General features: G+C 45.2%; 27 protein-coding genes. 22 read left to right on the top strand and 5 right to left on the bottom strand.

Going from position 1 to position 26,289, the window contains the following annotated elements:
* Window positions 1-45: 45 nt before the first annotated feature.
* The 7 genes from ureB (at window position 46) to ACSQ8O_RS21710 (ending at window position 6,441) form a co-directional block, all read left to right on the top strand.
* A complete protein-coding gene (gene ureB / locus ACSQ8O_RS21740; protein WP_436243330.1) occupies window positions 46-429 on the top strand; it encodes an urease subunit beta in 384 nt (127 codons plus the stop codon).
* The gene (gene ureC / locus ACSQ8O_RS21735; protein ID WP_436243329.1) at window positions 410-2,125 is read left to right on the top strand and encodes an urease subunit alpha; all 1,716 of its coding nucleotides are present in this window, start codon (window positions 410-412) and stop codon (window positions 2,123-2,125) included. The genes ureB and ureC overlap by 20 nt, the downstream gene beginning before the upstream one ends.
* A gap of 36 nt (window positions 2,126-2,161) precedes the next feature.
* Window positions 2,162-2,866: an urease accessory protein UreF gene (locus ACSQ8O_RS21730; RefSeq protein ID WP_436243328.1), complete on the top strand. Its 705-nt coding sequence runs from the start codon at window positions 2,162-2,164 to the stop codon at window positions 2,864-2,866.
* 36 nt (window positions 2,867-2,902) lie between these two features.
* A complete protein-coding gene (gene ureG / locus ACSQ8O_RS21725) occupies window positions 2,903-3,565 on the top strand; it encodes an urease accessory protein UreG (RefSeq protein WP_436243327.1) in 663 nt (220 codons plus the stop codon).
* Complete coding sequence (locus ACSQ8O_RS21720; protein ID WP_436243326.1) at window positions 3,558-4,412, top strand: urease accessory protein UreD; 855 nt, start codon at window positions 3,558-3,560, stop codon at window positions 4,410-4,412. The genes ureG and ACSQ8O_RS21720 overlap by 8 nt, the downstream gene beginning before the upstream one ends.
* A 401-nt stretch (window positions 4,413-4,813) precedes the next feature.
* Window positions 4,814-5,791, top strand: coding sequence for a heme o synthase (gene cyoE, locus ACSQ8O_RS21715; RefSeq protein WP_436243325.1), 978 nt, complete (start codon window positions 4,814-4,816; stop codon window positions 5,789-5,791).
* Between the two features lie 17 nt (window positions 5,792-5,808).
* Window positions 5,809-6,441, top strand: coding sequence for an SCO family protein (locus ACSQ8O_RS21710; protein WP_056613437.1), 633 nt, complete (start codon window positions 5,809-5,811; stop codon window positions 6,439-6,441).
* 10 nt (window positions 6,442-6,451) lie between these two features.
* Here the strand turns inward: ACSQ8O_RS21710 and ACSQ8O_RS21705 are convergent, their stop codons facing one another.
* Both ACSQ8O_RS21705 and ACSQ8O_RS21700 read right to left on the bottom strand, forming a co-directional pair.
* Complete coding sequence (locus ACSQ8O_RS21705; protein ID WP_056613439.1) at window positions 6,452-6,805, bottom strand: toprim domain-containing protein; 354 nt, start codon at window positions 6,803-6,805, stop codon at window positions 6,452-6,454.
* A 156-nt stretch (window positions 6,806-6,961) separates the two neighbouring features.
* Window positions 6,962-8,146 (bottom strand): MFS transporter, encoded by a 1,185-nt coding sequence (locus ACSQ8O_RS21700; RefSeq protein ID WP_436243324.1) that lies wholly within the window; start codon window positions 8,144-8,146, stop codon window positions 6,962-6,964.
* A 111-nt stretch (window positions 8,147-8,257) separates the two neighbouring features.
* Between ACSQ8O_RS21700 and ACSQ8O_RS21695 the strand changes: the two genes are divergently transcribed.
* From ACSQ8O_RS21695 to ACSQ8O_RS21655, 9 genes are all read left to right on the top strand, one after another.
* Window positions 8,258-8,413 (top strand): hypothetical protein, encoded by a 156-nt coding sequence (locus tag ACSQ8O_RS21695; protein ID WP_157256887.1) that lies wholly within the window; start codon window positions 8,258-8,260, stop codon window positions 8,411-8,413.
* Between the two features lie 55 nt (window positions 8,414-8,468).
* Window positions 8,469-8,897: a hypothetical protein gene (locus tag ACSQ8O_RS21690; protein ID WP_236288848.1), complete on the top strand. Its 429-nt coding sequence runs from the start codon at window positions 8,469-8,471 to the stop codon at window positions 8,895-8,897.
* A 40-nt stretch (window positions 8,898-8,937) separates the two neighbouring features.
* Entirely contained in the window at window positions 8,938-10,086 is a 1,149-nt protein-coding gene (locus tag ACSQ8O_RS21685) for a transglutaminase domain-containing protein (RefSeq protein WP_436243323.1), read from the top strand.
* 10 nt (window positions 10,087-10,096) lie between these two features.
* Window positions 10,097-10,831, top strand: coding sequence for an HAD-IA family hydrolase (locus ACSQ8O_RS21680; protein WP_436243322.1), 735 nt, complete (start codon window positions 10,097-10,099; stop codon window positions 10,829-10,831).
* Between the two features lie 18 nt (window positions 10,832-10,849).
* Entirely contained in the window at window positions 10,850-12,910 is a 2,061-nt protein-coding gene (locus ACSQ8O_RS21675) for a peptidoglycan D,D-transpeptidase FtsI family protein (protein ID WP_056613449.1), read from the top strand.
* Between the two features lie 578 nt (window positions 12,911-13,488).
* Window positions 13,489-15,363 (top strand): asparagine synthase (glutamine-hydrolyzing), encoded by a 1,875-nt coding sequence (gene asnB / locus ACSQ8O_RS21670; protein WP_436243321.1) that lies wholly within the window; start codon window positions 13,489-13,491, stop codon window positions 15,361-15,363.
* A 47-nt stretch (window positions 15,364-15,410) separates the two neighbouring features.
* Entirely contained in the window at window positions 15,411-16,148 is a 738-nt protein-coding gene (locus ACSQ8O_RS21665; RefSeq protein WP_436243320.1) for a Cof-type HAD-IIB family hydrolase, read from the top strand.
* A gap of 52 nt (window positions 16,149-16,200) precedes the next feature.
* Window positions 16,201-16,680, top strand: a complete 480-nt coding sequence (locus ACSQ8O_RS21660; protein ID WP_436243319.1) for a DUF456 domain-containing protein — start codon at window positions 16,201-16,203, stop codon at window positions 16,678-16,680.
* Window positions 16,681-16,726: 46 nt separating this feature from the next.
* Entirely contained in the window at window positions 16,727-18,421 is a 1,695-nt protein-coding gene (locus ACSQ8O_RS21655) for a putative polysaccharide biosynthesis protein (RefSeq protein ID WP_436243318.1), read from the top strand.
* Window positions 18,422-18,435: 14 nt separating this feature from the next.
* On the opposite strand, the gene ACSQ8O_RS21650 is transcribed toward ACSQ8O_RS21655, so the two are convergent.
* The gene (locus tag ACSQ8O_RS21650) at window positions 18,436-19,740 is read right to left on the bottom strand and encodes a DUF2515 family protein (RefSeq protein ID WP_436243317.1); all 1,305 of its coding nucleotides are present in this window, start codon (window positions 19,738-19,740) and stop codon (window positions 18,436-18,438) included.
* Between the two features lie 219 nt (window positions 19,741-19,959).
* Between ACSQ8O_RS21650 and ACSQ8O_RS21645 the strand changes: the two genes are divergently transcribed.
* The 5 genes from ACSQ8O_RS21645 (at window position 19,960) to ACSQ8O_RS21625 (ending at window position 23,523) form a co-directional block, all read left to right on the top strand.
* Complete coding sequence (locus tag ACSQ8O_RS21645) at window positions 19,960-20,346, top strand: GntR family transcriptional regulator (RefSeq protein ID WP_436243316.1); 387 nt, start codon at window positions 19,960-19,962, stop codon at window positions 20,344-20,346.
* Complete coding sequence (locus ACSQ8O_RS21640; protein WP_436243315.1) at window positions 20,343-21,032, top strand: ATP-binding cassette domain-containing protein; 690 nt, start codon at window positions 20,343-20,345, stop codon at window positions 21,030-21,032. The genes ACSQ8O_RS21645 and ACSQ8O_RS21640 overlap by 4 nt, the downstream gene beginning before the upstream one ends.
* A complete protein-coding gene (locus ACSQ8O_RS21635; RefSeq protein WP_436243314.1) occupies window positions 21,029-21,862 on the top strand; it encodes a hypothetical protein in 834 nt (277 codons plus the stop codon). The genes ACSQ8O_RS21640 and ACSQ8O_RS21635 overlap by 4 nt, the downstream gene beginning before the upstream one ends.
* Window positions 21,863-21,924: 62 nt before the next feature.
* Window positions 21,925-23,160 (top strand): hypothetical protein, encoded by a 1,236-nt coding sequence (locus ACSQ8O_RS21630; protein ID WP_056613466.1) that lies wholly within the window; start codon window positions 21,925-21,927, stop codon window positions 23,158-23,160.
* Between the two features lie 51 nt (window positions 23,161-23,211).
* Entirely contained in the window at window positions 23,212-23,523 is a 312-nt protein-coding gene (locus tag ACSQ8O_RS21625) for a DUF4183 domain-containing protein (RefSeq protein WP_436243313.1), read from the top strand.
* Window positions 23,524-23,574: 51 nt separating this feature from the next.
* Here the strand turns inward: ACSQ8O_RS21625 and ACSQ8O_RS21620 are convergent, their stop codons facing one another.
* Window positions 23,575-23,766 carry a toxin-antitoxin system HicB family antitoxin gene (locus ACSQ8O_RS21620; protein WP_436243312.1) on the bottom strand — a complete coding sequence of 64 codons (192 nt, stop codon included), beginning with the start codon at window positions 23,764-23,766 and terminating at the stop codon, window positions 23,575-23,577.
* A gap of 12 nt (window positions 23,767-23,778) precedes the next feature.
* Complete coding sequence (locus tag ACSQ8O_RS21615) at window positions 23,779-24,618, bottom strand: SPFH domain-containing protein (protein WP_056613469.1); 840 nt, start codon at window positions 24,616-24,618, stop codon at window positions 23,779-23,781.
* Between the two features lie 556 nt (window positions 24,619-25,174).
* Between ACSQ8O_RS21615 and ACSQ8O_RS21610 the strand changes: the two genes are divergently transcribed.
* Window positions 25,175-26,284, top strand: a complete 1,110-nt coding sequence (locus ACSQ8O_RS21610) for a GerAB/ArcD/ProY family transporter (protein WP_436243311.1) — start codon at window positions 25,175-25,177, stop codon at window positions 26,282-26,284.
* Window positions 26,285-26,289 lie beyond the last annotated feature (5 nt).

The raw sequence follows: 26,289 nt of genomic DNA, 5'->3' as shown, positions 1-26,289 counted from the left end.
TGTGAAACATATTAATTCTTATATTTTCATGAAAGGGGCGAGCACATGGTTCCCGGTGAATATCGAACAGCCAAAGGTTATATAGAAATGAATGTCCTCAGACAGACAATAGAAATCATCGTTACGAATACAGGAGATCGACCGGTTCAAGTGGGGTCGCATTTTCATTTTTTTGAAGTCAATCGAGGGTTGGATTTCTCAAGAGAGCTAGCCTTTGGCATGCGCCTAGACATTCCGGCAGGGACGGCTGTCCGTTTCGAGCCTGGCGAGCAGAAACCGGTTCAACTTGTCGAATTAGGCGGAGCCAAGTTGAGCTACGGACTTAACAATTTGAGTCAAGGATTAGCGGTAAAAGACAAAATGCCGGCCGAAACAAAAGCCAGATGGCAGACTTGGGAGGGGATGCTCGGTGAGTCGAATAGATCGTAAGAACTATGCACTGATGTTTGGCCCTACAACAGGCGATGCCATTCGATTGGCAGACACAGAGCTCTGGGCACAAATTGAGCATGATTACACCGTATATGGGGATGAATGTAAATTTGGCGGCGGCAAGGTCATTCGTGACGGTATGGGACAATCCAGCGGTGCAACCCGGGCACAGGGTGTTTTAGATACTTTGATAACGAATGCTGTCATTATTGATCACTGGGGGATTGTCAAAGGTGATATTGGTATTCGTGATGGCCATATTGTTGGTATTGGCAAAGCAGGCAACCCGGATATTATGGATGGCGTGCATCCGAATATGATCGTAGGTGCGAGTACCGAGGTTATTGCGGGTGAGGGTAAAATTGTAACGGCTGGCGGCATCGACGCGCATATCCATTTCATTTGTCCGCAGCAAATTGAAACTGCGCTTTCCTCAGGTGTGACGACGATGATCGGCGGTGGGACAGGGCCAGCAACAGGAACGAATGCAACAACCTGCACGCCAGGCGCTTGGCACATGCAGCGGATGTTGGAGGCAGCCGAAGCATTTCCGATGAATCTGGGCTTTACCGGTAAAGGGAACTCTTCCTTCTTGGAGCCTTTGACGGAACAAATTGAAGCTGGCGCCATTGGTTTGAAGCTTCATGAGGATTGGGGAACAACGCCTGCAGCAATCGACATGTGCTTGGAAGCAGCAGATCGTTATGATGTGCAAGTGGCGATTCATACGGACACATTAAATGAAGCGGGATTTCTTGAGGATACGCTTGCAGCGATCAAAGGACGTACCATTCATACGTATCATACCGAGGGGGCGGGTGGCGGTCATGCACCGGATATTATCCGAGCTGCCGCTGAGCTGAATGTTCTGCCCTCCTCGACAAATCCGACACGCCCGTACACGATCAATACAATAGAAGAACATTTGGATATGTTGATGGTATGCCATCACTTGGATAGTCGAATTCCGGAAGATGTTGCTTTCGCCGATTCTCGGATTCGCCCTGAGACGATTGCAGCGGAAGATATTCTGCATGACCTAGGCGTGTTCAGTATGCTGAGCTCCGATTCACAGGCGATGGGGCGAGTGGGTGAGGTCATTATTCGAACGTGGCAAACGGCGGATAAAATGAAAAAACAGCGCGGACCGCTAGCTCCCGATACCGAAGACAATGATAATTTTCGAATCAAACGCTACATGGCGAAATATACAATAAATCCAGCGATTACCCACGGTATCTCGCATCTGGTAGGGTCGATTGAACCAGGTAAATTCGCAGATTTGGTCGTTTGGAGTCCGATGTTTTTCGGTGTGAAGCCGGATCTCGTCCTTAAAGGCGGCAGCATTGCTTATGCCCAAATGGGAGATCCGAACGCATCCATCCCAACACCGCAGCCTGTATTCGGTAGACCGATGTTCGCTGCATTTGGGAAAGCGTTGACGCAAAGCTCAATTACCTTCGTTTCTCAGGCAGCGTATGACAGCGGAATCAGGGAGCGATTCGGATTGCAGAAGCGGATTGAGCCGGTGAAAGGCTGCCGCAGCATTTCGAAGAAAGATATGATTCATAACCACGGAACTCCTTCTATAGAAGTGAATCCGGAAACCTACGAGGTGAAGGTTGATGGCGAAGCCGTGACCTGTGAGCCTGCGACAGAGCTGCCGATGGCACAGTTATATTTCTTGTTTTAAATAGAATGGAAGAAAGTCCCGACTGAGGTGACAACAATGACTGCGTTAGAACATCCACCGTTCCATTGGTTAGCCTATCAGCAACTGTTGGATTCGGCGCTTCCGATTGGTGGGTTTTCCCACTCCTTTGGACTGGAAACACTTGTCCAGCAAGGGAGATTGACGACAATCTCCGAACTGGAAGCCTATATTCGGTCGATGCTTGCGGGCAGCTGGGCATCTTCGGATGCCATGGTCATTAAAGCGGCTTATCTACACATCCCGCGAGGGGAGTTAGGACAGCTTTGGGATCTCGACCACATGCTTCATGTGCAAAGGGTAGGGAGTGAGACGCGGAGCGGCGTTCAGAAAATGGGGCGCAGATTGCTCCAATTATCACGTTCGCTGTATCCGGAGCTGAATTGGCAACCGCTCGATGATGCGGTAAGTGCTGGGAAATGCAGCTCGAATCATCCCGTTGTTCATGGTTGGGTGAGCTACCATTTAGGTGTTCCTCTCCATCAGGCTGCTGAAGGTTATCTATATACGTGTATCATGACTTGTATCAATAGTGCGCTCAGGCTAATGTCCATTGGACAAACGCAAGGTCAGATGCTGCTTGCGAAGCTCGTTCCTTTGACAGGAAGTGAATGGCAGCGAGTTTCACATCTGGATCCAATGGAGGCTTACACGAATTCACCAGCGGCTGATTTAGCTATGATGCAGCATGAAACGTTATATTCACGTTTATTTATGTCATAGAAGGAAATCTAAGTATATATCTGAGGAGGAATTACAATGTGTCAAGGAAACGGTCATCATCATCATCACGAATGGGAGAAGCCAGCAGCAGATCGCAATCGCCCGATGCGAATTGGGATCGGAGGTCCTGTAGGTTCAGGCAAAACGGCGCTAGTAGAACGCTTGGCAAGAAAGCTGAATGACCGCTATAGTATCGCAGTTATTACGAATGACATTTATACGAAGGAAGATGCACGTATTCTGATTAGTTCTGAGGCATTGCCAGAAGAGCGTATCATTGGAGTAGAAACAGGTGGATGTCCACATACTGCGATCCGTGAGGATGCGTCGATGAATTTCGAAGCGATTGAAGAACTGGAGAAACGATTTGAGAATCTCGATATTATTTTCATTGAGAGTGGTGGCGATAATTTGGCAGCTGCATTCAGTCCGGAGCTCGTGGATCGCTTCATCTATATTATTGACGTGGCCCAAGGGGAGAAAATCCCTCGAAAAGGCGGACCTGGCATCATGCGTTCGGATATGCTAATCATTAACAAAATCGATCTTGCCCCTTATGTCGGCGCCAGCTTAGAAGTAATGGATTCCGATACGAAAAAAATGCGCGGCGAGCGTCCGTATATCTTCTCAAACCTGATGGGTGGTACAGGATTGGATGATATCGTGTCTTGGGTGGAGACGGAGTTCAGCCATGCCTAAGCTGACTGGGGAGATATCCGCACAATTTGCGGTGCGCAGCGGCTTCACGCGGCTCGTACACAAATATCATGCCTCCCCGCTCAAAATCGCCAAAACGTTTCGTTACGAAAATGAAACGTGCATGGATGGTGCCGCCCCTATGGATCAATTGGGCGTTTATATGATGGATTGCTCGCCTGGGCTGATGGCCGGTGATCATTATGAAATTAGCGTGCGCCTTGAAGAGGGCGCACGTGTTTTTCTAACGAACCAGTCGTTCACGAAGGTACATCCTTCTGGTGAAGATCAAGGAAGCACGCAGCATCAGATACTTCGACTGGAAGCTGATGCGCTGCTTGAGTATATGCCGGAGCCTTTAATGCTCTATAAGGATGCTAACTTATTCGCAGAAACCGAGGCACATCTATCGAGCGGATCGACATTGATTTTCTCTGATGTCCTTTGTCCCGGTCGCACGCAGCGAGGGGAAATATTTCACTATACAAGGTATGTGAACAGGATGAAGGTCTGGTATGAAGGCGAGCTGATCTTCTATCAGAATCAGCGTGTTGAACCAGGGACGATGGAGCTGTCTTCACCAGGTTGCTGGGAAGGCGAGACGCATATGGGCAATCTGTTTATCTTCTCAGACCGGCTTGGTCCACGTCACCTTGAAGTCATTGTGGACAAATTAAGTCAGCTGGAACGCCAAACGGTTCGAGTAGGAGCAAGTCTAACTTACAAATATGGACTTGTTGTGAACGTCATGGGAAGGCATGCCTGGGAGCTGCAAGATGTCTTGACGAAGGCATGGCATCAAATCCGCCGCAGCTTATTTGATTTAACGCCGTTGCTAGTGAATAAATAGAAAGAGGAGGCAGGTTTCGACCTGTCTCCTCTTTCTATTTACCACATAACCTGCCTGCGGGTGGGGAATAGGTTTAACGCTAAAGCTTATGGACACTATCCCATTGGCTCAGAATCGTCGACGCTTACTAACCTGAGCGAAGGGGATAGTGGCGATAGATCGCTTTATGTGCGCATAGATACGGGCGTTAAGGTGTTCCACGCGTTAATCCTCACAACTTTTTCACATATTCCAAAATGGAATCGAATGGTAAGTGCATTTTCCACGCATACTGGAAGGGAGAATCGACAATATGATGACAACTGCCCGTGCTTCATTGTCAAATGATGTAGGGGTTGGTATGATGAGAATGTTCATTAAGATGTAGGATCGGAAATTCGACATAGAGGAGGTAAACGCACATGGATAATCAAGTCACTTACGAAAATGTTTCAACCGGCTCGTCCCAAGGGCAAGCTGGAACTGATGCCATAGATGCTAGCTCGACGAAAGGTGCAAATGGGCCTGTGACCTTGAAGGAATATTACCGACTGGTGAAACCGGGAATTATTTATTCCAATTTGATGACAGCATTCGCTGGATACTGGGTAGCAGCCAAGTGGGAGGTTGACTGGCTCCATTTAATTATGACGATGCTAGGCACAGCACTTGTTATGGCTGGAGGTACGGTACTGAATAATTATCTGGACCGTGAGATGGATGCGAAGATGGAACGCACACAGAATAGAGCACTGCCAAGTGGACGGTTAAGCGCCAATTTTGTTCTTTGGTTCGGAATTATTCTGGGTACGATTGGATTAGGGGTTCTCTATTTAGGGGCGCAGTCACCATTAGCTACATTAATGGGTTTACTTGGATTGTTCTTTTATGTTTGGATCTATACAGCGTGGTTTAAAAGAACATCGGTATGGAGCACATTCGTAGGCGCGATCTCAGGAGCAGTACCACCTCTAATCGGTTATTGCGCGGTTAGTGGGAATATTGATTTGGGAGCGATCTTGGTTTTCTTGTTCTTATTCCTATGGCAGCCACCGCATTTCTGGGCGCTTGGTATTCGCCGAATGGAAGAGTATCGTGCAGCGGGCTTCCCGTTATTGCCGGTAGTCAGAGGAACTTTTGTAACGAAAATTAGTATGGTTCGTTATGTCGTTCTATTAGTACCTGTTACAGTCATGTTAACGGCATATGGTTATGTAGGGACGATCTTCTTAATCGTATCAACAATTCTTGGATTAACGTGGGTTTTCATGAGTGTTAAAGGCTTCAAAGCAAATGGGGAAGCGGAAATTGTATGGGCAAAGCGCATGTTCTTGTTCTCCCTTTTATATTTAACGCTGTTATCGATCTTGATGGTCATTGATACGACAGCGAAAATTTAGTCTGGGGGACGAAAACGATGGGGACGTTTTTGGAGAAAAACTGGTTTAAGCTAGCGCTTGGTGCGATTTTAATTGCGATGATTGCATCCTTCGCTTATAAATTAGTGTCGAACGGAAGTAAGCCGGATGAAAGATTAACAGCAATGAAGGCTGCGCCTTCTTTTACACTGCAAGATTTAGATGGTAAAACAGTTACCTCCGAAAGTATGAACGGTAAAGTACGACTCGTGTATTTCTTTTACTCTTTTTGTCCGGATGTATGCTTACCGACAAGTTTCTTGATTTCACAGGTGCAGGATGAATTGAAGAAAAAGGATTTACTGGGATCCAAAGCGGAAATATTATCGATAACTGTGGATCCAGTAAGGGATACGGCAGAGGTGCTAAAAGCATTCGGAAATCGCTTCGAATCGAAGCCGATTCCAGGCGGATGGACGTTCCTCCGAGGTGAAGAAGCGAAGGTTCATAAGCTTGCTGAAGATTTCGGTATTATGGTGATCAAAGAGAAAGACGGCAATTTCTCGCATTCCAATGCGATCTTGCTCGTCGATCCAAAGGGTCAGCTAAGAAATTACTATGATGCAAGTAATCCAGAGTTGGATGCAGATCATATCGTGAAGGATGTTGTAACCCTTTCAAAAGGGAAATAACGCAAAGTGATTATTCATAAGCAGGGTTGGGCGCAGGGTAGATAATATACGCGTCCAGTCCTGCTTTTTCTAATTGCCCAATGAGATATTCTTCTGGCGTGCCTTCAACACCTGCGTAGCCCTTACGGGTATAAATGTGTTCGGCATCTGGAAATGTATCGCGCAGCAAATAACGGATTTTTTTGCCGGATGCATCGTTGTCAGTGAATATATATACAGGCAGATCGCCTACTTTTTTTCGCAACGTGTCAAGCGTAATGGAACTGGGAGTGCCGAAGGTACAGTGGATGATGACGGTATCATCAACGACTCGCTTCAAGCGACTCTTATCATTTTTTCCCTCAACAATAATGGCAATGGACATGGGATACCTTCACTCCTTTTTAGAGTAGTATACCCCGTTTGGAGCGGCGATCCAAGTAATGCGAAGCTGCGATATTTCCTGGGAAATGACAAGGATTTACAGCATGTGACACATGGAAAAGGCCTGACGACATCAAGCCTTTGTAGTGAAGAGAAATTATGAAGTTAACATAGGTGATTTGAACGTGCGAAGCGGTAGAAGTGATAGGGCTAGCATAAGGATGAAGAATGCAATGAAGTAGGAGGAAATATGATCGCGAAGCTGACCGGCCATCATGGGTCCGATAAAGGCACCGACCGAATAAGAAATCGATAGCAAAGAAAACACACGACCATATCTAGAGCTGCTGGTAATACTGGCAAGTAAAGCCGCAAGTGCGGGATAAATGACACCTTTGGCCATGCCGATTAAGAAAAGGGATACGGTTAATGGAATTGGCCACTGGATGGCTAATCCGAAGAAAACTGCGGCAAGCCCGATGCTTCCGCTGATTGTTCGTAGAAATGGTGATATTTTATTCAAAAACCAGAATGAGATACTAAGCAATGCGCCTAAACTGACTAATGTGAAAAATACGCCAGAAGTAAGGATTGACTCCCGTGCCGATTGCATTAAGGGCAGCTCGAAGAACAAAATGCCCTGTGAGCAAGAGAGTGCCATGGGAATGAGGAAGAAAAGCCAGGGGATAGAGACACCATCACCGTCATCACCTTCTTTGATATCCTGAGATGCATGGTGACCGTGCGGATCTAAGAGGGCCTTAGAGCTCAACTTGTCCGCTTTGTGAGACAGCATTTCTTTCTCTTTTACACCGAAAATAGCAAGAATACCTGTAATAATAAGGATCCAGCCTAATACGGAAAAAGAGGTTGTAAAGCCAATTTTGGCTACTAATACAGCACCTGCCGCAGGTGAGACTACGGATGCTAGGGTGTGGACCAGACCGTTGCCTGCCATGAGCTTGCTTTGATGAATGCGATCACGCGCTATGCGGGCTAGTAGAGATAAACAGGCAGGTGATAGGAAGGCAAGTACAAATCCACTGATGGAACGAATGTAAAGCAGATGCCACGGATCTTTCACGTTGGATTGAAATAGTAAGATGATCCCTGCTACAATTAAACTACAGACAATGAAAAATTTACTGCCGTATTTGTCTACACCATAGCCTGCAATGAGATTGCCAGGAAGATGTGTGAGTGAATACACGCCCATAATGAGCCCTATAAATGAAGGAGCAGCTCCTAGCGATAAGGCGAAAGGGGATAAAATCGGGTATTGCGCGTGTAAATCAAAAAATGCAACAAACATAAATAGGTACAACCATATGGCTGTTCGCACGGTTTTACCACCTCGATCCTTTAGTTTCATCTCTTCTTAAGTTTTACGCCGCTCGTCCCAAGGATATGACCGTTCGGGACAAATGACACAAATTCGAAACAGGGAGGACACATGGACCCTATCGTTTTTATACTTTTGGCTGCAGTCGGAATTTTTCTTGTTTTTCGTTTAAGGCAATCTTATCGTAGAACTGGAAAAAGCATAGATAAAACCAAAGAAATTGAGCAAAAGCTAGCACAGTTAAGGAAAAAAAGAGATGAAGATTAAGGAGTCCATGTAGTATGATAGGAAGGGACTTTTGGATTATGAGGAGGGGTTAAAGATGGATCAGTGGATTTCGTTTGCACAGGATCGTTGGTATTTAATAGTAGGGGCTATTATTGTTTTATTTATTGTGATAGGTATTGTTAAAACCGTGGTGAAATGGGTCGTAGTCCTTGTCATCGTTGGGGCGCTTATCGTTTATGGAGCGAGTTATAAGGATAAAATAAAAGATATTGGGGCAACGGTTATTTCTCAAGTCAGCGATGATATCAAGGATAAGGCGGTTAGTGCCTTGACTTCCGAAGCCAAAGAGGCGAAATTCAAGGCTAACCCGGACGGTTCCTTTTTAATTACGACGAAAAGTTTGCAAGTAGAAGGGAAACCAGGATCCGACGAGGTTCAGGTCACTTTTCTCGGAAAAACATTCAAAATGAATGCAAATGCTGCCGTGAATGCGTTCATCGAGCAAGCAAAGAAAAATGCCTAGTCACTAGCTGGGCTAGCCTATCAAAGGAAGGTGAGCACACATGACGGATAACGCGTGGTTTTCAACCATTTCAATCAATTTTATATCCATCTTGATAGGTCTCACGATTGCAGCTTCTGTGCTGCAGGGATTTTTCCGTGGTGGCTCTGGCTCAGCCAGGCATTTCGTTGCTATGTTCGTGGAAGCGGTGCTCGCTATCCTTGCCATGTTTATTGCTTGGAAGGGTGTGCAACTAATTTCACCATGGATTCAAACGTGGTTGAAAGATCAGAACTTGCAGATTCCGACGGTGGACATAAGTGCGTTAAAACAAGCTTACTATACCGTCATTACTAGTTTGCGCGATTTTCCATTACTCCGTTTTGGCGTTTTATTTATCCTTGGCTATGTGATTATCAAACAAATCCTGAATCACTTGGTTGATTTAGTGTTAGGGCGTTGGTTGGCTGAACGGTTTGCCATGCCTAAACGGAGCCATTCGATCTTGAGCTCGGTTTCAGGCGGGGCCATTGGATCCATTGCTGGATTTGCTAGAGCTCTTATGCTTATCGCTATTTTATTCATTTATGTCTCCTTATTCCCTCACTCGATGCTAACCCCATATATTGAGTCCTCACATATGTATCAAAAAGGAGCTCAAGAAGTGATCTCACCGTTCACAGGTGATTTTATTGCGGAGAAGGCGCCAGTGTTCACACGTGCTGTAGAGCAAGAATTCACGAATATTTTGCAACGAAAATATGAAGTTCTTGACGCGAAAATCCCGGGTAACATTGCGGATGCGGCCAAAGAAATTACAGCGAATGCGACAACGGATGAAGAGAAGGCTAAATTGCTGTACAGTTGGGTTGGAACCCGAGTTCAGTATGATTGGAATAAAGTGAAGCTATATGAAGAACAGCGAATTTGGAAGGAGCAAACACCTGAGGATACGTTCAATACCAAAGAAGGCGTTTGTATTGATTATTCAAGGTTATACGCACAAATGGCCAGATCCATTGGACTTGATGTGAAGGTTGTCACAGGTTTAGGATATGATGGTCAGGGAGGATATGGCCCGCACGCTTGGAATGAAGTGTATCTCAAGGAAACGAATAAGTGGGTACCTCTGGATTCCACTTGGGTGGCAAGCGGAGCAAATTGGTTCAATCCGCCGAATTTCGATCAAACACATGTGAGGGACGTTTAGAGGAGAGAATATGCGGAGAGAGTTAAATTCTTATAAAATGATTTATTTGGATGCAGGTGATACGTTAGTAACGATTCCTGCGGCACAAACGATTTTGAAGCAGTACTTGCAGCTGCGCGCAGTTGACCGGGATGAAGATCATATTAATGAACTTTTTACACAAGCTTTTCGTCTATTTTATTATGTTGAAAAAAAAGATAACTTCGTGGTGTGCAGTCCAGAGTCAGATCGTGAATTCTGGGTTAACCTATACCACTATGTCCTGCATAAGTTAGGCGTTCATGAGGATTGGACGGAGGAAGAGATCTTCAACTGCTGTCATGAATTATATGAAATTTTCACAGCGCCGGAGTATTATGATCTATTTGATGATGTGAAGCCATTTCTGGAAGAGCTGAAGACACAAGGTTTCCGTATTGGAATTATTTCTAATTTTGCTCCTACGCTGAAAGCCATTCTGGCTGACAAAGGGGTATTACACTATTTTGACCCCGTACTGGTATCAACTGAAGTTGGTCTGGAGAAGCCTGACCCTGCTATTTTTCGGCTTGCTTTACAGATGGCAGACGTTGAGGCTAGTGATGTACTGTATGTCGGGGATCATGAGACGAATGATATTTGGGCCCCTAATCAAGTTGGAATAGATGCTGTTCGTATTATTCGGTACCCTTATCACACGGGAGATGGAATCCGATCCCTACTCGAGTTGATTCAGGAGCCTGCCGGTGAAGTACGGCCTAATTGAGAAAGGATATGAACCCGCATGAAGTCATCCATTATGGATGATCCGAAGAAAAAAGAAATCACTAAAAAACGGCACTTTTCGTTTCGGATCAATATATTTTTCTTCGTTACTTTTTTACTTTTTTCCGTACTCATTGTGCGGTTAGCGATTCTTCAATTCGTTCAAGCCAAGGATCTGAAGGCTGCAGAGAATACCAACACGAATCAAACCAACAAAATCGCTCCGATTCGCGGCAATATTTATGATTCTACGAAATCCCCACTGGCGTATACCATTCCCGTACAGTCTTTATTTTTCCGTATTGAACCAGGTCAGGATAAGGATGCTAATATTGATTTAGCCAAACGCATTAAGAGCGAAGTATTTGATAAGTTTGCGAAACCGAATACCGTTAGCCCAACAGCTGAAGAGATTGTCCTTGCAATGGACCTGGGTTATGACATTAATAAAAAGCCAGTGAAAGATCCGAGCTACTATTCCGTACCACGCCGTATTAAAGCGGATTTATCCAATGCTGAAATTGCGTTTTTGCTGGAACACCGGGATGAATACAAAGGGCTGGAAGTAACGGAAGAAAGCATCCGCACCTATGAGGTAGAGGACGATAAGACAACAATTGCTACGCAATTAGTGGGATATACGAATGCATTTTCAACCGAAACAGCGAAAAAAATCTATAAGGATAATCCGAATAGTGAAGAATATTTAAGCAATGAGAATGTCGGTTTCGATGGAATCGAGCGGATGTATCAAGATGAGCTGCGCGGCAAGAACGGCAGTAAGAAGTATCCGGTAAATGCCGCGATGAAAATCATTGGAAGAGCCGAAGTGACAGCTCCCATTAAGGGGAATAATCTGTATCTGTCGATCAACAAGGACGTTCAGAAGGCGACGGAGAAAATGCTCCATGATCATATCCAGTATCTCCGTTCTCCTTCCAATGCGAATGATGCGTATTTGAAATATGGGGTAAAGGCCTCCTCGGGCTTCGCAGTAGCGATGGAAGTGGACACTGGACGTGTCATTACGATGGCGAACTACCCGGATTATGATGCGAATGCCTGGACAGGTGGGATGGCAACAGCCACCTATAAGGAGATCGAGACTTATATACAGAATGGTACGATCACTACAGCCAAAGCCAAATATCCAGACGCCAAAGAAAATGCAAAGCATCCTTCTTCCATTGTTTTCATGGGTTCAACGATTAAACCGTTATCCGTATTAATCGGATTGAAAGAAAAGTTCTTTTCAGCGGGGGTTCAAAATTACAATGATACAGGTACATTCACCTTTGGTAGGGATGGCAATAGCTCCATTTCAAACTCCGATAGACACGCTTATGGCAGCTTAAACGCGTCGTCCGCCATTGAGGTTTCCTCGAATACGTATATGTCGGCGATGGTAGGTATCCCTTTCTGGAATAAATACGGGCGGGAAAACGCAAAGGTGACAGCCAAATGGGCGGAGTATTTAGCTAAGTTCGGCATGGGTGTGCAAACGGGCAGTGGATTGCCTGGTGAGTACGCAGGATCCAATGACTTTATTAAAAATGCGGAGAAAGACAGTTATCAATCCGCGATGGTTTACGCATCCTGGGGACAGAATGAGAAAACGACAACGCTACAACTTGCGCAGTATACAGCAACGCTTGCTAGCCGTGGGAAACGAATGAAGCCTCAGTTCGTAGAAGAAATACGTGATTATCAAGGCAATCTGGTGAAGACGATTGAGCCTGAGGTCCTAGATGATTCATCCAAGGAGTTTTCTCAAGCGGACTGGAATACAATTATTCATGGGATGAAAAGCGGCGCTCAAGGCATTGACGAATTACCCTTCAATGTCGCTCGTAAGACAGGAACATCCACGCAGGATGTGGCTGGCGGAAGGGTTGAGAATGCCGTATTGATCGCCTTTGCACCAGTTGAGAATCCAAAACTGGCTGTAGCGGTCGTAGTACCAGAAGGTGGTTTCGGACGATATGGAGCATCACCGATTGCGGCGAAAATCTTCGAGGCTTATGATGCGGCGTACGGTGGCGTTCTGACGAAGCTTGGCGGCGGAAAGAGACCTTGGTAAGAAAGCGGAAGAAAGATTGTGGAAGAGATATGAATGGGAGAAGAGCTTGCTGCGGCAGGCTCTTTTTTTTTTTGCAATTAGATGGATTTCCTGTAGCTAATTCTTCGTAAAATCGATATAAATCGAGAATAGCTGGATTTTGTACAGTTAATTTCAGGGAATTTTCGCCGATACACGCTGTTGGGGGAGAATTAGCTACATGTTTTCCATCAAATACGATTTATCGGGTGAAATTCGCCGAAATATCTGTAGAATTTACAGTTGAGATGCTGGGAATAGCTTGGGCATGCACCAGTTTCTGCCCAACGGCATATCCTATTCCAAGGGTAGGAACTTACTTCACCCTAAATGTTGCCCGAGGTAAACTTTTGTGCACAGAGGAAAGGTGGTCGAATCTCATGAAAAAAAGCCGGTTATCTGCTTCTCTAAAACGACTTCTCATTTCCATCATTTTTCTATAGGATACAGCCATTCTCGTACGCTCACGGTATTTCCTGAAAGACGGGCTGATATGGTATACTAATATATCGGTTGTCCAAAAGAAAGAATGATGAGAGTACGGAGGAGTGAGTCTCACCATGTGTGGTATTACGGGTGTAATGTATTTTGAAGATAGAGAACCAACTGAGGCAAGCTTGAAGCAAATGACAGATGTGATCGTGCATCGGGGGCCCAATGATGTCGGCTTCTGGACAGAGAATCGCATTGGCTTAGGATTTAGACGATTATCCGTTATTGATATCAAAGAAGGCCATCAGCCATTAGCGAATGAAGATGAAACCGTCTGGATTATTTTCAACGGTGAAATTTATAATTACAAAGAGCTGCGCACGATGTTGAAGGAGCGCGGCCATATTTTCCGCACGCAGAGCGACACAGAAGTTATCGTCCATCTTTATGAGGAGTTTGGCGAGGATTGCGTGAAGCATATGCGTGGTATGTTCGGTTTTGTGATCTGGGACCGCAAGAAAAAGCAGCTGTTTGGTGCGAGAGACCACTTCGGCATTAAGCCGTTTTATTATCATGTGAGTGACCGTCAATTCCTGTTCGGCTCGGAGATCAAGAGCTTGCTTGCGGCGGAAGGCATGAATCGGTTGATCCATACGGACAGCTTGCTGAATTACTTGACCTTTCAATATGTGCCAGAGCCGCATACGATGTTCCAAGGTATCTATAAGCTGCCGCCTGCTCACTCGGTTACAATTACTTTTGACGGCAAAATGACCCTACATAAATATTGGGATCCTATGTTTGAGCCAGAAGAGAAGCCATTTGACTACTATGTGGAACAAATTCGTGAAGGCTTGAAAGAATCCGTCAAGCTTCACATGGTCAGCGACGTGGAACGCGGATGCTTCCTGTCGAGTGGGATCGACTCGACGGCGATTGCTACGCACATGCGGAATATCGAACCGATCCGCACGTTCTCCGTTGGCTTCGATGGTGCCAACAACGAAACGCCGATCGCTGCTCAGACCGCAGCTACGCTCGGGACCGAGCACTTCGATAAAATCATCACGCAGGAAGATTTCTTTGCGACGATGCCGAAAGCGATCTGGCACCAGGACGAGCCTGTCGCCGATCCTTCAGCCATTGCCCTCTACCACGTCGCTCAGCTTGCGCGTGAGCAGGTAACGGTCGTGCTGTCCGGCGAAGGCGCGGACGAGCTGTTCGGCGGCTATCGCATCTATCGCGAGCCGCAGTCGCTCAAGCCGCTGGATCAGCTGCCGTCATCGGTGAAGCGCATGCTGAACCGCTTCGCACGCATACTGCCGAGTGGAGTGAAAGGCCGCAACTATGTGTTGCGGGGAACGACTCCGCTAGAAGAACGCTTCCTCGGGAATGCCAAAATTTTCTCCGAGGATATGAAAGCGGAAGTGCTCCGTCTCGATAGTGAGATGCTGCGCGCCTACAAGAATCCCGTGCAAATCGCCGGCGATTACTATAACAAAACGAAACATTTGGATCCAGTAAGCCGGATGCAGTACATCGACATGAATTTGTGGATGCCTGGCGATATTCTCATGAAAGCCGACAAAATGACGATGGCGCATTCCTTGGAGCTGCGCGTTCCCTTTCTGGACAAGGAACTGTTCGAAGTGGCTCGCCGCATTCCAGCGAAGTATCGCATTGCGAATGGGACAACGAAGTACATTTTCCGAAAAGCGATGGAAGGCATCATTCCGGATCCGATTCTGAATCGTCCGAAATTAGGCTTCCCAGTACCCCTGCGGGATTGGATGAAAGGCGCTATGGGAGATATGGTGATGGACCAAATCAAAACCAGCGGGATAGAGGATTACATCGACATTGAGGCAGTTGAGAAAATGCTGCATAAGCATCGCATCGGTCATGGGGACTACGCACGACGCTTGTGGACTCTCTATATTTTTGCACTTTGGCACAAAACGTTCATGGAAGAGCTGCCTAAGAAAGTGCTCACTGCTTACTAGAATGACAATGACAAATGTAAGGCAGCATGAGACAGGAGTTGGCGCGAATGGGAACCTATAAATTAATCGCACTTGACATGGATGGCACCTTATTGAACGAGGACAAGAAAATATCTGCGGAGAATCAAGCGGCGATTCGCGAAGCTTCTGCACAAGGTAAAGTGGTGATCATGTCCACGGGACGCGGTGCCATCAGCGCTATGCCTTTCATTAAGGAGCTGGGGCTTTCAACGCCACTTGTTGTGGTAAATGGCAGTGAAGTGTGGGCGTCGCCAGATACGTTGCTGAAACGAACGTTAGTACCGATTGAAACAATACGTAATTTGCATCAGCTAGCGGTGGAGCATGACTGCTGGTGGTGGGCGTATTCCGTAGCAGGTGTGTTCAATCGCGAGAGCGAAGGGCTGGATATGGATCAGCATGAATGGCTTAAATTTGGATATTTCACAGATAATGCAGAGAAATTGCAACGCATTCGCGATGTGGTGTCGAGTTGGGGGACCCTTGAAATCACCAATTCACACCCGTCCAACTTGGAAATGAACCCGCTCGGCATCAGCAAAGCAACGGGTGTAGAAACGGTGTGCCAACTTCTGGGCATTGCGATGTCCGAGGTGATTGCTATGGGTGACAGCGAAAATGATATTGCGATGATTCGTGAGGCAGGACTAGGTGTGGCTATGGGAAATGCCCAGGAAGAAGTGAAGCGGATCGCTGATATTACGACAGTTACGAACAATGAGCATGCTGTCGCACAAGTCATTCGCACTTACTTGCTTGCCTAGCCCAGGACCAAGAGCCACCACATTCACGCTATAATGGAGGAATGAACTGCGCATGATTACCTTGGGTTGGATTGTCGTTATTCTTTTATTTGTTATCGGAATGGTGGGTGCCGTCTATCCGATTCTGCCTGGTGTACTGGCTATTTATGCGGCCTTTTTCATCTATGGCTGGCTAATCACTTGGAAGCACTTCGGCTTCTGGTTCTGGTTGATCCAGACCTTGGTTGTCATCATTATTATCGTGGCGGATTATGCGGTTAGCGCCTTAGGGGTCAAAAAGTTCGGCGGCTCGAAACCGGCAATCGTCGGAAGCACCATTGGTTTGATCATTGGTCCTTTCGTGATTCCAGCATTCGGGATCATCCTAGGACCTTTCATTGGTGCTGTTGTCGGTGAATTGATTGCAGGAACCTCTTGGCAGAACGCTATACGCGCAGGAATTGGGTCTGTGCTTGGCTTTTTCGCCAGCTCTGTGGTGAAAATAGTTTTGCAGCTGGCAATGATTATTATTTTCTTCCTGTGGATTTTTTGAGGCTTAGAAGGACGTAAGAAAACTGTAAGAGAGAGAAGGAACGGACTTGACGAAGGTAACCAAAGATTCCCTTGTAAAAGGGACGCTCATTCTCACCGTAGCCGCGCTTGTAGCGCGGTTTCTCGGCGTTTTCCAGCGAATACCGCTGGTGCATCTGCTTGAGGAAAAAGGGATGGGCAGCTATTCTATTGCTTTTAATTTATATTCCATCTTGCTCGTTATCGCAACAGCGGGTATTCCAAGTGCATTAAGTAAAATGGTTGCCGAGAAGAGAGCCATCGGTCGACCGCATGAAGCGCAAAGGATCTATCGGGCAGCGATCTGGTTTGCTGTAGTCGCTGGGGTTGGGATGACGGTACTGTTATACGTATTCGCACCTATTTATGCCGAGAATATTTCGCACGGTGGACCGGATGCTACGCTGGCGACTAGAGCCATTGCACCAGCGATGTTGTTCTTCCCGCTTATTGCCATTATGCGCGGCTACTTCCAAGGCAGACAACATATGATGCCCAATGGTATTTCGCAAGTGGTGGAACAAATATTCCGATTGATTACGTCAATTTTACTTGCCTATTTCTTGCTCAATATTTCACTGGGTTGGGGTGTGGCAGGGGCTTCCTTCGGAGGAGTTGTCGGAGGTATTGCCGCACTAGCTGTCATGTTGTATTACGGTATGAAACTGAAGCGAAATGATGCTCAAACACGTCAGCCAGTCGTGGCTGCATCACAATCCGCGGCAGAGCAGATTGGAGCAACACGTGCAGGTGATCAACCAGCTGAAATGTTCAGGTATCGGGATATTTATCGAAGCTTGCTAAAGCTTTCAATCCCGATCGTCGTTTTCTCCGTCACTGTAACACTGGTGTATGCGATCGATACCTCGATGATTATTCCGTTGCTTGAAGATAAGATCGGTGCCGAGGAGGCCTTAGGCTTAGTCGGTATCATTGGTGGACGTGCGCAATCACTCGCGGGGATTCCCATTATTTTGGCCATTGCCTTGAGTCAATCGGTTGTACCTATTATTTCAGCCGCGTACTCACGCAAAGATTTGAAACAGGTTGGACAGCAGACGACACGTGTGCTGCAGCTCGCAATTCTTTCAGGTCTTCCTGCCGTACTTATGATCAGTATAGCGGCTAGACCGATCGACTTCTTCGTGTTTGGGTATGAGGATTCCGCCTATGGCATTGCCCATGGACCTGCGATGATTTCCTTGCTGACGGCAGGCGCGATGTTCCAGATCGTTATGCAGACCTCAGGAGCCGTTCTGATGGGGATGGGACGGATGAAGCCATTAATGGCTCATGTTGGTGTCGGCATCGCAATTAAGCTGCTTGGCAGCTTCGTGCTCGGGCATTGGTTTGGCATATACGGCATCATCATTTCAACAGGACTTTGCTTTATCGCGATGTCATGGCTGAATTTACGCACGCTCCGCAAGGAAGTATCGTTCACGATTCTGGGGCGTCGATTCGGTGGACTTATCATAACAATCATTGTTATCGGCGTTCTTGGCTTTGCAGCGGAATGGCTGACGCACAATTATGTGGTGCCATTTCCTTGGTACCGCTTGAATCAAGGTATCCAAGCGGTGCTGATCTGTGGATTCACAGTAGCTTTGTATCCCCTTATGCTCATGATGACGCGAGTGGTGACGAAGGATGATGTGAAGAGTTTTCCATTACCCGTACAGAAGCTCATTGCAAAAGCGAGTCGTTTGTTAAAACGTTCGTAACCGCATCACACTTGTTAGCGAATGATTTTCTTAATCGCTTGTGCACTTAGAACAGCGAGTTCAATTTTGCTCAATCCTAGGCACAGATCTTGCGTCAAATCGAAAGCACGTGGAACCTTCATCGAGCTGATATGCTGTAAAGGTTCATGTTCAAGCTTAAACCAATCACCTCGCTCAACTGGAGCCATCGGCCTGTCAGGCCATGCTGAGTGAAGCGGGGGACTATAGAACGGCGCAGCTCCTTTCTTAAGGCTGTGGCCATCGAGCCTCTCCTGATATTTGCGATCAGGAGGGGTTTTTCGTATGGGGGCGAATAGATGAGGCCAGTAGTCGGAACGAGAACCGGTGTGTGGAGTAGCAGAGGCGAAAGCTAAAGCGCCTTGAAGCACACCTGGAGCTCCAAACAGAATCGCGTATAGGCTTTTGCCGAATTCGATGCGTTCGGAGAGATTTGAGAAATTTTCAAGAATAAGGCCAGCAAGATGGGGTTGAGGTGGATCCATGGATGTGGAACGAAATGGGAATCCGACATGATTAAGCTGCAGCCAGCCTTGTGTTTTGAACAGAGCTGTATCTAAGACCGTTTGTTTGTAGAGTGGATTCTGAACAACACGTTCCTCGACATAATGCTGCTCATTGACAATTAAACCAATAGTGAGCAGTGCCGAATCTTGATAAATCCAGAATTCCTGCCAGATGGGGAGCATCCAAGCGGATATATGTAAATGAGGAAGAAGATGAAATAGGTTAAGCCGCCTTCTTTTGCTTTCAGCATAGAGCAGTAATTGCGGGTATGCATCTTGGAAAATAAGAGCATTCGCGCGCTCAAGAAAGGAAAATATATACTCCGTAGCATCGTTGTTCAGCAGGTGAGGCATAAGTTCACCACGTAAATCCGTCATGCACCAGCCTCCGTTGCGGGAAACCATGTGGGCTAACAAGGCCCAATGCAGCTCGGGATAATCACGATAACAAGCCCAGTAGGCTTGTGTACGTGTCACGTTATTGCGATTATTGATCTGAGTTTGGGCGATGATTTGTTCCACGATCTGTTGTTCTTGAACAGTAGTGGGGGGAGATATGACGCCTCCGTGTTGTAGAGCAATTTGTTGATGCAACGCTTTTTCTAATCTGTCTTGTGTGGCAAGAGGGATTTCGATGTTGGGAGTCGATGATCCATGTTCAGCAAGCTCTGAGGAAGACATGAACTTAGCGGCCTGCTGTTTAACAAGCTGTACAACTGCACCTGGCAGTCCTCGCATTTTCTCGTAAAACCCCTGATTATCCTTGTTTTTTGGTGGAAGATTGACTCTCATCATGGCCTCCTTTCTAGAAATAAATCCTTCTTTCTATTATTTGCATGTAACTAGTTAGGTATGTCAAAGGGATAAAAAACAGAGTAAATACTTCCTTGAAATATCCAAATGTTGACAGAATAAGTGTATGGGTAGTATAGTACACCTAAAGTGTATGAACTAGTTAGTACACACACTAAATAATTCCAGTTTTACCTAGAAAGGAACATAGGAGATGGGTAGATGAACATTACGTTTAATAATCGCGATCCCGTTTATCTGCAGGTTGTCAGGTATTTCAAAGAGGAAATGGCCACTGGCAGGCTGAAAGGCGGACAAGAAATCCCGTCGCGGCGCGAGCTAGCAGGGCTGCTTCAAATCAATCCGAATACCGCACAGAAGGCTTATAAAGAAATGGAGGAGCAGAAGTTGATCACAACTGCAGGTAATTCCCCGAGTCGGATAACGACGGATAAGCATATTTTGAAGACCATTCGTGAAGAACTCATTCAAGAAGCCGTTGGCGTGTTCGTTCAATCCATTAGCAAGATTGGGCTGCCAACGGATGAATTACTGCGTGTTGTTAAAGAAAAGTATGAGGCTGAACGTGGAAGGGAGGTTTCGGAATGATTGAAGTGGATGGAGTTGTTAAGCAATATGGGCGAAAAAATGTGTTGGATCGCATTTCCTTTACCGCGGAGAAAGGCCAAATCACCTGTTTGATTGGGATAAACGGCGTGGGCAAATCTACGATTATGAAGGCAATCATGGGGCTGACCCCCCTGCAAGGAGGAGCCATACGTGTGGATGGTAAAGTTCCAACTACAACAACCTACGAGAAGGTAGTTTTCATTCCTGACACCTTAACGATGCCCTCTCATATGAAAATAAAGGAAGCTTGTCTGTTTATGAAGGATTTCTATGCGAACTGGAATGAGGCGCGGGCGGAAGAGTTGATCGTTTTTTTCAAATTGAATCCTGAGGATCGACTTTCTAGCTTGTCCAAAGGAAACTCAGCTAAGGCGAATCTGCTGCTGGGACTTTCATTGGATGCCGACTATTTACTTATGGACGAGCCATTCTCGGGGATTGACATGTTTAGTCGCGAGCAAATTACAGCCGTTTTTACCAGCCATTTGATGGAAGACCGCGGTGTTCTGATCACGACACATGAAATTCAAGATATCGAGCATTTAATTGATAAAGTGGTTTTGCTGGATCAAGGTCAGGTTAGGAAACAGTTTTATCCAGAGGAAATGCGGTCGAACGAAGGTAAGTCCGTGGTGGATGTCATGAGAGAGGTGTATATGACTTGAAATACTTTATCAAGCTGTTGAACTGGGAAATTTTACGGTTTAGTAAACTGTATGGTGCCTTGGCACTCCTGTTAGTGGTATCTCAGTTTGTGGGGATTTGGCTTACAGCCCAATCCTATCTCAGTGATGCACATACTTGGGTTGACAGAAATGGTGGAACAGAAGCGCAATACGCGGAAAAATTTCAAAAATTGAATCTTATCTTTATTTTTCATTCTGTCTGGTACGAAGGAGCCATCAGTTTATGTGCAATCGTTCTGGTCTTATATATTTTCATGATTTGGTACAAGGAATGGTTCGGCCGGAATACGTTTGCGTATCGACTGCTTATGTTGCCAACATCACGAATGAATGTTTATTTCGCTAAATTAAGTGCGATTGTGCTGTTTGTATTTGGTTTTGTTTCCCTACAATTTGTGGTAATTCCGCTTCAATTGGCCTCCTTCTGTGCCATCATTCCAGCTGAACTAAGAGTAACGGTTTCTATAGGGGAACTGATCCGAAGAGATCCTTTGCTGAATTTGTTTATGCCTAGCTATGTTATGCAATTTATTTTGTATTATGGAGCTGGCATTCTAGGTGTTTTTGTACTCTTTACGGCCATACTGCTGGAACGAAGTTATCGTTGGAGGGGCATCGTTGCAGGTATTCTGTACGGTGCAGCGGTTCTGATCGTGATCGTTTTGCCACAAGAAATAAGTCAATTAGGAATTACAATTCCTTTATTTTCAAGCGAAATCGTGCTGTTGCAGGTGTTCATCGGACTGTGTATGATCGCCGTTTCAATAGGATTTAGTTCCTATTTGCTGCGAAAAAAGGTGACGGTGTAAATTCTCGAATTCTCGAAATTCTTATGAAAAGCTTTCAAAGACAATGCTAAGGAGGTGCACGCATGAAACGATACTGGCTGCTTGCTACACTGATACCCTTTTGTGTATTAGCTTTGGGAACGTATTATGTGTCAGGTACTGGTGATCAGAAGCCGGAGTATGTGTTAAAAACGATGAAAGGCTTAGAAAGCGATGCTGCCGGGCTGCAAATTAAGGTAAATATGGATGGCATTACGACTACCGTTTCTACGAAGGGGAGCGAGTCGGAAGTCGAGCAACTCTCCTATTTGGATAGGCTTGATGCTGAATCCTACTATGATGACGATTTGAAAAGGCTTGTCAAAGAGCATCGTTCTTTCATGCGAGGGAAGAATGATGTGAATGCATTTTATGAGGATGATCAGGTACTTGCGTATGTGGCTACTGAAGCTCACAATGATGTATCGAAGGTGCAATCTAACAGGTTAACCATCTCAATAATGGGAAAATTGGACCAAGAAACATCATCATTTCATGTTCTTACAGACAAGAAAAACGACGAATATATAAGTATCCATGATGTTCAGGTCAAAGATCAGATTATGAAGGTACTTGTTAATCGTATGCGAACCGACAAATATCCGCAGTTCTATCATGTTGGATACGATATGTATACGATTGATCTTACAAGCAAAAGCTTGCTGAAAAGCGAGCAGATCCTTGCTGCTGAAACACAATCGAATGAAATAAGTACGACCACATGGTATATAGCGGGCAATGCTCAGATTGGCCCAAGTGGATATGCGATATTTGATCGCAGTGAAAATAAAATCATAGATAAGGTCGAAAGTCAGACCGTAAAGAGAAATGAAGGGTTAGTAAACCGGGAGATTCGTGTATACGATATTTGGAACGGACAATGGCGGACACTGCAGAGTGAGCCACTGCATAGCTTTTTGATGGAGGATAACTCGATGGGGATGTCTATCCAGTATGCCAATCAGGAGCTATCATTGGCTGCTATATCGGAAAATAAAGACACTCACGTCATGGTAATTAATGTAGCGGAGAATAAAGTGATTCGTGATGTTCAATTACCTCTTCAAGCTATTCAGAAAGAGTGGGGTAGAGTCAACTATAGCGTAGTAGAGAAGGATCGATTGTACCTACTCCTACTCATGTCCGGTCATCATCCCAAAACATCCGCTGCAATCGTTGAACTGCAAACGGGGAACATCCTCTATCAGGGAGAAGTTGAGCGTAAGGATCAGCATAGTATTGACTATATCAATGCGAACGGAATCAAAGTACAGAAATAAAAGGTAGAAAACCCCCTAATCACAATGATCAGGGGGTTTTGTATGTCATAAATGGGGATACGTACTGAAGTGAATATCCAATTAATGGAAAAGTTTCTCGCATTCTTAGATGATAATGGAAATCAAGTTGTCGTAGACTCGCTACCAGGCGTACCTGCTGATGGATATTTCAACGTATACGTCAATGGTGTGTTGCAAGAAGTGGGCCTTTCGACTGTAACAATAGCTTCATTAGTGCTATCCACGATCTTAGCAGCAGCTGGCACACCTGTCGTTCTCGAAGTTGCTGATTTCTCAAACACAATTTCCGATATTAGTACACCACAGAATATTTCTGCACCTACGATTACGGTTGCAACTTAGGAAAATCAAAAAAACATCTTACAGGCGGTGCCATGTAAGATGTTTTTTTTGTTACGTGACCGTATCTTCATTCGTTTGCTGCGCGGCACTAGATTTGGAGAGCCGTCCCGAACGGAGGAGCGCTTCGCGTAGTAAATATTCAATGTGTCCGTTAACACTTCGAAATTCGTCTTCTGCCCACTGCTCAAGAGCTTGGTGCAGCTTCGGATCTAGTCGAAGTGGGAAATTCTTCTTGGGAGCCATGACATGGCTCCGTTAGTACAACGTTCCGGTATTAATGACCGGAGTCGCAGAACGATCAGACACAATCGCAACTAGGAGATTGTTGATCATGGCAGCTTTACGCTCCTCGTCAAGCTGTAAGCCCTTCGCTTCCAATTGTTCGACAGCCAGTTGAACCATGCCCACGGCGCCTTCGACAATAATAGAGCGTGCTGATAAAATCGCAGAAGCTTGTTGACGCTGCAGCATGGCGCTGGCAATTTCGGTGGAGTAGGCTAGGTGAGTGAGACGAGACTCAATCACCTCAACACCTGCAACGGAAAGACGATGTTGAAGCTCTGTGCTGAGCTCAGCCGCAACCTCATCGGCATTCCCTCTTAACGAATAGCCTTCTGTTTCGTAACGATCATAAGGATACTTGCTTGCTACATGACGTAGTGCAGTCTCGCTTTGAATTTCAACGAATTTCTCATAACTATCTACATCGAACAAAGCTTTGTACGTATCTACGACTTTAAACACGATCACAGCAGCAATTTCAATCGGATTCCCATCGATATCATTCACTTTTAATTTGACACTGTTAAAATTGCGAACCCGTAGCGATATTTTCTTATGTGAAGAGAAGGGAATTACGAGCCACATGCCACTTTTGCGAATCGTCCCTAGATAGCTCCCGAAAAAAGTAATGACCGAAGCTTGATTCGGCTGAACGACATTAACTGTCGTCAGGGAGATGATGCTTACTACGATCAAAATAGCCCCAATCAAAAATCTCTCTTGTGTGAAACTGTAAATACCTAGCCCGAGCGCGGCGAAAAATAAGAGTAAGCCGATAAAGCCATTGAGTGCCCATGCTTTCGTTTCTTTCATACCTAGAAGTCCCCCCATAATGTATATTATTGTGATATTTAAATGATATCACTTTTTACTTAAAATGTAAAATATAATTATACCTCCATGTGAGGGATAGGTGCTGGCTGATCAAGGAAAATAAAGTTCGTTAGTCATTTTTACAAAAGTAAACATACCTTAATTTCGCTAGGATCAATACATAATCGCGGTTTCTGGATCTCTATGATATCCTCGGCACTCAAGCTGCAGAGTCAGTTGCCACAGAAGTGGCTACTGCTAAGCATGAAAAAGTTAAGCGACCAGCGAAGATTATGGAAAATTAATTACTGCTGTCATTTGGTTAAAAGTAACATGTTGTAAGTTTTATTTTACGAACAATTTTTCAGTTAATCCAAATTATGGATATTATTTTTTCATTGAATAAACAAGCAGTGAAGTGCACCCTTTTGAAGCCTCGAGGTGGTAGTTTTTTTTGCGAAAGAAATATTGCAATAATTGGGCAATTCATACTTTATTGATGATTTATGGAAATATGGGAATAGTATCATTAAATTGAATCACAAGTGAGGGAAGTATGGAAGACGTTAAAATATCCGTGAGCCAATTTGCAGTAATCGTTATGATATATACGATTGGGACTACAATCCTGGTTATTCCATCGGGGCTTGCTGCGGATGCCAAACAGGATGCCTGGCTCGCAGCTATAATCGGAGTTGTTCTAAATTTGTTAGTCGTATGCTTATACAACAGGGTGGGAGATCATTTTCCAAACATGAGCCTTACTACATATAATGAAATATTGTTTGGGAAATGGCTGGGGAAGCTGTTCTCCCTAGTATTTATTTTCTTTGCATTTGTAGGTGCAACTACGGTCTTGTTTTATATGGGGAATTTTGTGACCACACAAGTTATGCCTGATACACCCATTCAAGCTGTCAATCTTATTTTTGGTATCGTCGTTGTCATGGGTGTGCGTCTTGGACTTGAAGCTATTGCCCGCGCGGCAGAGATTTTTTTCCCATGGATCATTCTATTATTTATTATGCTGGTCGTATGTCTCGTACCGGAAATTCAATTTGAAAAGTTGCAGCCCATGTTCACAGTTGGATATAAACCTCTGATAAAAGCGGTCATGTCCGTTGCTGGTACTTCTTCACTTCCTTTTATTGTGCTGTTCATGGTATTCCCGGTTCATGTCAATCAAAATCAAAAAGCAAAAAAAGCTTTCCTGATTGCTACCTTATTTGGCGGGCTATTATTCGTAATGATCACATTTTTATGTATTTCCGTATTAGGGACTAAAATAACTGAAAGACATATGTTTCCAAGCTATGTTTTAGCCAAACAGATAAATATTGGAAATTTATTGGAACGCGTTGAAATCCTAATTGCAGGGATTTGGTTTCTGACGGTTTATTTTAAGACAACCTTTTATTTTTATGGTTTTGTTATGGGGCTAGCTCAAATATTGAATATAAAAGATCATCGCCCGCTGGTTTTACCTTTAGGAATGATTCTGGTTGTTTATTCACTTGTCGTTTATCCCAATGTTGCTTATATGTCAGAATTTGATACCAAAGCTTATATCCCCTATGTGATAACTATTGGACTAGTGTATCCACTACTGATTCTAGGAGTTGGGGCAATTCGAAAGCCGATGTCAAAGAATAAGAATGCTGAGTAGGAGGG

It is taken from the genome of Paenibacillus sp. LjRoot56 (assembly GCF_964253335.1).
GTDB lineage: Bacteria > Bacillota > Bacilli > Paenibacillales > NBRC-103111 > Paenibacillus_E > Paenibacillus_E allorhizoplanae.
This window is presented reverse-complemented; position numbering and strand designations above follow the sequence as displayed.